The sequence below is a fragment of the Sulfurimonas sp. NWX79 genome (genome assembly GCF_039667035.1).
GTDB lineage: Bacteria > Campylobacterota > Campylobacteria > Campylobacterales > Sulfurimonadaceae > Sulfurimonas > Sulfurimonas indica.
Window position 1 is genome coordinate 70698 of the sequence record NZ_JALCZL010000009.1, and the last position, 8769, is coordinate 79466.

The following is an 8769-nucleotide window of genomic DNA, read 5'->3' on the forward strand; positions in this document are numbered from 1 at the left end:
TATCTAATCCTCTCTTACAATAAATGCATTTTTAAATTTTCCGTGAGCTTTATAGTCTCTAGCCTCTTGCTCACCTTTAAAACCTGTCAGCCAGACTTTAAACATACGCCCCTTATCACTTTCAACATCTTTAATGATTGTTTTATACCCATCTGTGTTGTCATATTTCTCTTGTGTTACAAGTGCCCCCTCTATACGGGAAAAAGAGCCGATCTGAATAGCATATTTTCCAGCCAGAGACATCTTTTGCGGTAACTTTTTCAGCTCTTTTTTCGTTGGTATGCTGCGCTTTCCTTTGCCTTCAAAACCGAGAACCTCTAATGTAACGGGAGCAGTCCCCGTTCCAATCATGTCAATCTTTGATGCCGCAGCCTTTGAAAGATCGATGATACGTGTCGAGATAAAAGGACCTCTGTCGTTGATACGCACTACTGTACTTTTTCCATTGCGTCTGTTTGTTACTTTGACGATGGTGTTCATAGGCAGTGTTTTGTGTGCTGCTGTCATCGCCCACATATTGTAACGCTCACCATTTGAAGTGAACTTTCCATGAAAGTTCGGTCCATACCAGGATGCATTACCACGAAATCTATCTCCTACACTTACAACCTGCGGATAGTACTTTTTCCCATGAACGACATAAGGGCGCATCGTTGCGTGAGAGTACTTTTTCTTTGGTGGTGTTGCACGGTATGCACCTCTGTCATCTGTGTATGTTTTTACTGTTGATGAGGGTGCATAGTTATAACTTCTGTAAGTCCCTGGACCTCGCGTACTACAAGCTGTAAAAATGAAAGAGATGATTATTGCAAGAAAAAACCATGATCTATTCATACAGTTTCAACCTATCCCCAACTCTAATTAAAGAACCTCGAATATGGTTTTGCAAGCGAATATTGCGTACACTGATCTTATGTGCTTTAGCAATCGACTCCAAAGAGTCTCCTTTTTTAACCATGTAGTAGTGCTTTGAAGATATCTTTTTTATAGCACTTTTCTTAGGAATAGGAATGATAAGTTTTTGCTTGAGTCTAAGCCTATTGGTTTTTAGATGGTTGAAATCTTTGATGACTTTATAAGAGACACCATACTTTTTACCGATGTAAGAAAGGTTGTCACCACGTGTTACCACATGCACTTTATAGATGTTTTTTATAGGCTCTTTTGTGTACTTCTGCTTAAACTCTGCGAGCTTGATGTACGGAATGTACACGTTATACCCTTTTGAATAAGGAGGTACAAAGTCATATTTTAAATGTCTGTTGAGTTTTTTCAAATCTTTAAGTGGAATGTGGATCAACTTTGAAATACGCGCTAAAGATTCCCCGCTTGAAAGCTTAACCGTTGAGATGGAGTATGCATTTGCACGGTTTAAAAGATACTCATACTCACTGTGTAATAGATATTGTTCATCACTTCCTATAAGTGCAAGTGCCACAATCTTTCTGATGTAGTTTCTACTCTCACGAGGAATGTACTTCTTTTTTGGATCGAGCAGTACTGCAAGATCATCCGTACCTGCTTTTTTTATAGCACGATTGAGTCGTCCTCCACCACAGTTGTAAGCAATGGCAGCCAAATACCACTTCCCAAAACGTTTATGGAGTGCAGAGAGATGCTTGGCAGCAGCTTCTGTAGACTTTATAAGATCACGTCTTTCATCTACATACTCGTCAATTTTTAGATTATAGTGCTTCGCAGTACGTGGCATAAACTGCCAAAGTCCTGCTGCGCGCTTTTTAGAGTAGGCTTTTGTACGAAAATTCGACTCTGCCATCGCAAGATATAAAAACTCTTGTGGTACATCATACTTTGAAAGCGTACTCTTAATAGCAGGAATGAAGAGATAAGCATCACTCATAGCACGGAAAAAATGCTTGTCCTTTGCAAGCGTTCTTCGCTTCATCTTGTTCATGACCGGATCATAAAGAAAAGATGGTTCGATATCAAAAGAGTCAAGAAGTGCAAGTTCTTTGTTATAGTTGGACTCGTAAGTCAGGTTCGCAAAAAGAAATAACGGAAAAAACAGAGTTAATAGATATTTTATCATGGACAACTTTTTATTTTAATTTTAAGTAGTAGATTTTATCTAAAAAATCATTAAAAAAGTTGTAAACTCTCTAATATTAAGAAATATGAAAGAGTTTTAGGGCGTTTTGCGTGGTTAAATTTTCTACTTCCTCACGTGAGATATTAAGCAGTTCTGCCATTTTCTCTGCTACAAAGGTAGTATAAAATGGCTCATTTCTCTCTCCTCGATGTGGCGTCGGCGTGAGATATGGTCCATCAGTTTCAATGATGAGCTTCTCTTTTGGAATGCGAGGCAGTATATTTACAAGCTTTTTCGCATTCTTAAAAGTAAGGACACCTCCTATACCAAAGTAAAAGTTCTCATCTGCGAGACTTAAAAGTTCATCATCCGCATTAAAACAGTGCAGTACACCGCCAACTTCACCGGCACTGTTCTCTAATAGTATCATTTTGGAATCGTGTGAAGCATTTCGGATGTGGACAATAAGTGGTTTGTTGTGCTCTTTGGCAAAATTGATCTGCCAAGCAAATATCTCTTTTTGTTTTGCTTTCTCTGCTGCTTTTTCCTCATCACTTCCCTCAAGTCGGAAGTAATCCATGCCACATTCACCAATAGCCACACACTTCTCATGCCCTACATAACGCTCAAAGTAACTCGCATCAAAACCATCTAAATCATACGGATGTACCCCAATAGCAAAGTAAACATCATCATATCTTTCTGAAATCCCAATAGCTTTCTCAAGTGTAGATAAATCTGCTCCGGGAATGATAAAACGCTCTACTCCACCCTCACGCGCACGATCTAGTACAGCATCCAAATCTTCATCGTATCTTGCATCATCCAAATGTATATGTGTGTCGATTATCATCTATTTCTTTGCCTCCAGTAACTCACGGGCAAACTTTTTCGCTTCATCAGAGATTTTATCTCCACTGATGATTCTTGCTATCTCATCTACCCGTTCATCAAAATCAAGTTCTTTTGTTTTTGAAATAGTACCATCTTTATAGACTAAAAAGTGCTGATCTCCCATAGAAGTAAGCTGTGGTTGATGAGAAATGACAAATATCTGAAAATGTTCTGCCAACTGTTTAAGCACACGTGCAACACTCATAGACTCCTCACCACTGAGGTTTGCATCTATCTCATCTAGCATCAAAACACCACCGTTTTTATTCATATGCTCTGATTTAAGTGCTAAAACAGCAAGACGAAGACGATTGAACTCCCCTGTTGAAATTTTATCGAGTGCAGTACCATTTAACTCAATTCTGAGCATATCCTGCCCTGTTTTTGAGTATGCAACTCTTTGCATCGTTAACTTTGCCTCACGCAAGTAGAGATTTTTCAAGTAAATGTTCAGATCTTTTTCAAATGCCATAAGCTCTGCCTCACGCAAAGCACTTAATTCATTAGCAAGTTGTTCTACCTCACGTGAGAGTTCTTCATACTTCTGTTCTAAATCATGCTTTTCTATCTCGATGTTTTCATATTTTTGAAGCTCTTGCATCTTCTGTTCTTTGTATGTAAGTGCCTCCTCGATGCTACCATATCGACGTTTTAATCCGCTAAGCTCTTCTATGCGATTGAGCACTGATTCTACATCAACATCTTCAAGTGCGTTAAACTTCTCCTCTGCACCATCAAAAACGGCACGAAGTTCATTCATCGCATCATCAAAAAAACTGCTATCTACGTCCAGTTGTTCCAGAGCTGACGCAACAAGATGCTCATAGTTGAAGATCTCATTTGCCGAGCCTATACTCTCCAGTACTTTTTCCTTGCGTGAGAGCTCTTTTTTTATCTCTAAAAGCTCTTCATCTTCATTTGGCTGTGGGTTGATGTCTTCTATCTTTTTTATCTCAAAGGCTGCAAACTCTTTGAGCTCTACTATCTTTTTCTCTTCCTCTTCGATGACCTTAAGTTCGTGTTCTGTCCAGTGATACTCTGTATAGACCTCATGAAACTTCTTTTTTAAAGCCTTGATGCTTTTAGACTTCGCTTCGATGCGTTCATCTAAAATGGCAAGTAGATTCTCATTTTCAAAGTCACTGAAATCTTTGAGACTCAAGTGTCTTAAATACTTCGCAGCAACACTGCTCATAGCCTTGCGTGAGAGGCTTTGGTTGTTAATGAAGTAACGGGATTTCTCTTTTTTGATATGCTTAAAGACATTGATATCATCACTCTCAATCCCACATTCCTCTTCATCTATCTCCCATGTAACACTACTCTCACACAAAGTTGCATCACAGCTGCTTCCTCCAACAGAGGTAAGAATAGACTCCATAAGAATGGACTTTCCACTCCCACTCGGCCCCGTAAAGACCACAAGTCCATTATTTAAGTTCAGCTCTGCTTCGTTAAAACTCAGGTAATCTTTGAGGTAAAATCTTTCTATCATCTTCGCACCTTTAAAAATCTAATGGACTTATGAGTTTCGTTTTATTCATTTCGCTAACAACATGAGTGTATATCATAGTTGTTTCAACAGATTTATGCCCTAATAGCTCTTGAATACTTCTTAAATCTATACCAGCCTGCAGCAGATGAGTTGCATAGGAGTGGCGAAATATATGTGAAGTTACTCGTTTGTTCAAGTTGGCTTTACTTGCTGCAGCTTTTATATTTCTGCCTAAAGTTTGCGGATGAATATGATGTCGTCTTTTTTCTCTGCTTCTAGGGTCTTGTGAAATACTTTTCATAGGAAACAGAAATTGCCATTTAGTTTCAAATTGTGTATTTGGATATTTTTTTGCAAGAGCATAGGGGATAAATACAGAACCAAAGCCCTGTTTTAAATCTTGCTGGTGAAGAGCTTGAACATAAGAGACCTGCTCAAATAACTTCTCTTTTAGTTTTTGAGGCAATGGTATAGTTCTATCTTTGAGAGATTTAGAATCCCATATATATATTTTGTCAAATCCAAAATCAATATCTTTTACTCTTAGATTAAGCGCTTCATTCATACGCAAACCACAGCCATACATAAGATGCACAATTAAACTGTAATCATGAGCGATATTTTGCAAAACTACTCTAATTTCTTCTTTTGTCAATACAACAGGAATATGTTTTCGCTCCTGTGCTCGAAAAGCTTGAACATTCCATTGGCTAGTATCTACACCCAAAACCTCTTTATAAAGAAATAGAACTGCACTAAAAGCCTGATTTTGTGTAGTTGGTGAGACCCTATCTTTTGTAGCAAGTTTAGTAAGATAGGCTTCTAGTTCGACTTTCCCCATCTCAACAGGATGCTTTTTATTATGAAATAAAATATACTGCTTAATCCAATGCACATAAGTTCTCTCTGTAGAGTAACTGTAATGTTTAAAACGGATTTTATCTCTAACAATATCTAAAAGTTTTTTCTTCACTTGCATTTTACACCTCCACTTAAGCAACTTTTTGCATTTTATTGCCAAAATCTTCTAATTAGCAAACAAATATGCGTGTTAATTGCTAAAAGAACATTTAACACACACTAAATATTTAAGAATAATAGTGATTTCTTCTAAAAACAATCAATTATTTGGCAAATTGTCATATTTTTCACAATTAACACACAAAAGATATGTTTGTTAATGTTGATTTTTAGAGTTGATTTGTGTAAAATGTTTGTTGAATAAATAGTTGTCCGCTCGCTTCGCGACCGGACAACGGGGGCGCGGGTTGAACACCCGCTAGTCATCTGTCGCAAAGCGCCAGACAACAAGCGGGAGGAGCGAACAACCATTTGAAAACATAAATGTTTGAAAATGGCAGTCACTCACCCGCGCCCCCGTTAGCACCACAGAAGGAAAAAATTGAATCGAGCATTAGAAACAACATATAATGAGATAAAAGATATATTTGAGAATGTTGAATCTTTTGCATCTGTTGAACTTATTGAAAAATATCGTAAATTTTGGAAACCAAACGATGTTAAAGTAATTCTACTTGCTGAATCACATGTTTTTACAAGTCTTGAAGAAATGGAAATAGAACTTGTTTTGGATACTCTTAAAGATTATCCAAAACAATATTCAAAATTTGTGTATTGTTTGGCTTATGGTGAAAAAGACTTAACTAAAAATTCTTCACATCCAAAAAGAGATGGAACACCACAATTTTGGAAAATATTTTACAGTTGTGTCAATGATATTAAAAGTAATGAGTGCTTTCGCCCTATTCAGTCTTCAACACATTTTGATAAACGAATAAAAAATAAAATTGACATCCTTAATAGAATGAAGGATTTAGGAATATGGCTTGTTGATACAAGCATAGTAGCCCTTTATGACAATGGTAAAAAACCTAAAAATATGCCTGATATAATTAAAAAATCTTGGGAGGGCTATACAAAGAACATTATTTTAGATGCTAAACCAAATCAGATTGTAGTTATTGGAAAGGGTGTTGCACAAACAATAGAGAAGAGTTTAATAGAAAATAATTTAAACTATACAGTAATTGCACAACCTAATGCTCACTTATCATCAGATGAGCATTTGAAAAACTTCCAAAGTTATTATAAACTATGCAACACAAACTAAAAGTGCTAACAAAACAGAGTAGCCAATAAATTACCTAGCGGCAATTTATCGGCTATCTTTGACCGTTATCTCTTCTTGACAAGGCGTACGGAATTAAGTATAATTTTATAATAAATTTAATGGGTTAATGGGGAGAATATTATGACAAATATAATGTCAGCAAGTCAAGCAAGAGCAGATATATATAATTTGATAGATAAAACTGCTCAAACACATGAACCAATTATAATCACAGGAAAAAGAAATAATGTTGTGATGATTTCCCAAGAAGATTGGGAAGCGATAGAAGAAACACTTTATCTTAACTCCATACCAAATTTATCAAAATCTATCCAAGATGCTATGAAAGCTGATGATAGCGAGTTTAGTGAGAATATTGAGTGGTAAAATATAAAATACTTTATTCAAAATTAGCACTAAAAGATGCTAAAAAATTAACAAATGTAAATTTAGATAAAAAAGCCAAAGAACTTATTGAAATTTTAAAAAGTGATCCATTTCAAAATCCTCCACCATATAAAAAACTTGTTGGAAATTTGACTGGAGCATATTCAAGAAGGATCAATATTCAACATAGATTAGTGTATGAAGTCAGAGAAAATGATAAAACAGTAAGAATTTTAAGAATGTGGAGCCATTACGGTGAATGAGATAACAAACCAGAGAAGCTAATAAATTACCCTGACGGCTAATTTATAACTTACTTCAACCGTTGTCCGCTCGCTTCGCGACCGGACAACGGGGGCGCGGGTTGAACACCCGCTAGTCATCTGTCGCAAAGCGCCAGACAACAAGCGGGAGGAGCGAACAACCATTTGAAAACATAAATGTTTGAAAATGGCAGTCACTCACCCGCGCCCCCGTTAGATGACATAAAAACAAACTAATACAAATTGATATTTACTTTGTATCAAGCTCTGAAGTTTTTTCAACTTAAAAACTTCCAACTATAAATAGTAGTTATTCCTAAAGTGTAAATAGCTAAAAGCCAAACATTTCTAGGATTTCCTGAGAGTTTTGGTGTCTTAATCTCTGAAACATTGAGTATGGCAAGTGAAACTCCACTTATATATAAAATAATTGTGAAAGTTCCAGTACTCACGAAACCCTCTAGTAAAAATATAGAAACTAAAATTAAACTATTATTATCTAATGCTAATCCTGTGTATTTTGTCCCCCCGGCTAAACCGTATGTGCTAAAATAGCTTAAGCGTATCGCAGCAGCAGAGACCATAATAAATGCTCCAATTAAAAAGAGTGGCTCAAATTTACCATAGCTTAAGAGTAAAATAGCAGGAGTGACACCATAACTGACAACATCTATTAGCACATCAAGTTGCCCTCCAAACTTTGCATCAGTTGGAGTTCTTCCTTTAAGTCTTCTAGCGACAAGCCCATCAGCCCAATCAAAAGCAACTGCCCAAACCATTCCAATCATTGCAAGAGCGTAAACACCCTCAATAGAGTAATAGATAGCAAGTATTGTACATGCTAACCCTGAAAGTGATAAAAGGTTTGGAATGTCTTTGAGATAAGATAAAATAGTGGGTTGTTGTAACTCTTTGTGTGTGCTACTGTCTGCTGACATTGAAACTCCTAATAAGTATTTGTAATTCTTTATCGTATAAATTTCAGTATAGCATAAATTTCAGTATAAAAGAGTATTATGTATACAATAAATTTTACTTAAGGAAATAAATCATGACCGTATATACCGTTGGTACTTTTGACTTGTTACATATTGGTCATTTAGACCTCTTAGAATACTGTAAAACATTGGGTGATAAGTTTGTAGTTGGGGTTGCTTCTGATGAAGTAGTAGCTTCATATAAAAGAAATGTACCTGTGATTCCATTAGCAGAAAGAATGAGAATGTTGAAAGCTTTAGCATGTGTTGATGCTGTTGTATCATATGATAAACTTGAGTATGTGACTCAATGTAAAGAAGTAGATGTTGATATTTTTGTCATTGGAGAAGATTGGGGAAATAAACCTCATAATATTGCAGTAGAAAAATATCTAAAGTCAAAAGGAAAAAAGATAATTCAAGTAAGCTATAATCCCCAAACTTCATCTACAAAGATAGCGTCAAAAATTTTCTGTAAATTCCTCATCAACTTCACAATCATGTTCCAAATTTTCCCACGAAACATATTTTCTATCCATCCACTTGGCATTAGTGTCAACTGCCAAAGGCAC

Annotated in this window: 10 protein-coding genes; 4 read left to right on the top strand and 6 right to left on the bottom strand. The window is 36.3% G+C overall.

All coding sequences use genetic code 11. The features are described from left to right. Nucleotides 1-3: 3 nt before the first annotated feature. From MNY27_RS05660 to MNY27_RS05680, 5 genes are all read right to left on the bottom strand, one after another. The gene (locus MNY27_RS05660; RefSeq protein WP_346391968.1) at nucleotides 4-834 is read right to left on the bottom strand and encodes a septal ring lytic transglycosylase RlpA family protein; all 831 of its coding nucleotides are present in this window, start codon (nucleotides 832-834) and stop codon (nucleotides 4-6) included. Further along, nucleotides 827-2050 (bottom strand): lytic transglycosylase domain-containing protein, encoded by a 1224-nt coding sequence (locus MNY27_RS05665; RefSeq protein WP_152182906.1) that lies wholly within the window; start codon nucleotides 2048-2050, stop codon nucleotides 827-829. Before MNY27_RS05665 ends, MNY27_RS05660 begins: the two co-directional genes overlap by 8 nt. A gap of 76 nt (nucleotides 2051-2126) precedes the next feature. Continuing rightward, entirely contained in the window at nucleotides 2127-2903 is a 777-nt protein-coding gene (locus MNY27_RS05670; RefSeq protein WP_152182907.1) for a TatD family hydrolase, read from the bottom strand. Next, nucleotides 2904-4439, bottom strand: a complete 1536-nt coding sequence (locus MNY27_RS05675) for an AAA family ATPase (protein ID WP_346391969.1) — start codon at nucleotides 4437-4439, stop codon at nucleotides 2904-2906. It abuts the gene before it with no gap. A 10-nt stretch (nucleotides 4440-4449) separates the two neighbouring features. After that, nucleotides 4450-5418, bottom strand: a complete 969-nt coding sequence (locus MNY27_RS05680) for an integron integrase (protein WP_152182909.1) — start codon at nucleotides 5416-5418, stop codon at nucleotides 4450-4452. A gap of 423 nt (nucleotides 5419-5841) precedes the next feature. Between MNY27_RS05680 and MNY27_RS05685 the strand changes: the two genes are divergently transcribed. The 3 genes from MNY27_RS05685 (at nucleotide 5842) to MNY27_RS05695 (ending at nucleotide 7220) form a co-directional block, all read left to right on the top strand. Continuing rightward, nucleotides 5842-6570: a hypothetical protein gene (locus tag MNY27_RS05685; protein ID WP_346391970.1), complete on the top strand. Its 729-nt coding sequence runs from the start codon at nucleotides 5842-5844 to the stop codon at nucleotides 6568-6570. A 141-nt stretch (nucleotides 6571-6711) separates the two neighbouring features. Beyond that, nucleotides 6712-6957, top strand: coding sequence for a type II toxin-antitoxin system Phd/YefM family antitoxin (locus tag MNY27_RS05690; protein ID WP_346391971.1), 246 nt, complete (start codon nucleotides 6712-6714; stop codon nucleotides 6955-6957). Beyond that, a complete protein-coding gene (locus MNY27_RS05695) occupies nucleotides 6951-7220 on the top strand; it encodes a Txe/YoeB family addiction module toxin (protein ID WP_346391972.1) in 270 nt (89 codons plus the stop codon). The genes MNY27_RS05690 and MNY27_RS05695 overlap by 7 nt, the downstream gene beginning before the upstream one ends. A gap of 278 nt (nucleotides 7221-7498) precedes the next feature. Here MNY27_RS05695 and MNY27_RS05700 read toward each other — a convergent pair whose 3' ends face one another. Continuing rightward, complete coding sequence (locus MNY27_RS05700) at nucleotides 7499-8158, bottom strand: CDP-alcohol phosphatidyltransferase family protein (RefSeq protein WP_152182910.1); 660 nt, start codon at nucleotides 8156-8158, stop codon at nucleotides 7499-7501. A 113-nt stretch (nucleotides 8159-8271) separates the two neighbouring features. On the opposite strand from MNY27_RS05700, the gene MNY27_RS05705 reads away from it, so the two are divergent. After that, on the top strand, nucleotides 8272-8769 hold a 498-nt coding region (locus MNY27_RS05705; protein WP_346391973.1), incomplete at its 3' end, for an adenylyltransferase/cytidyltransferase family protein.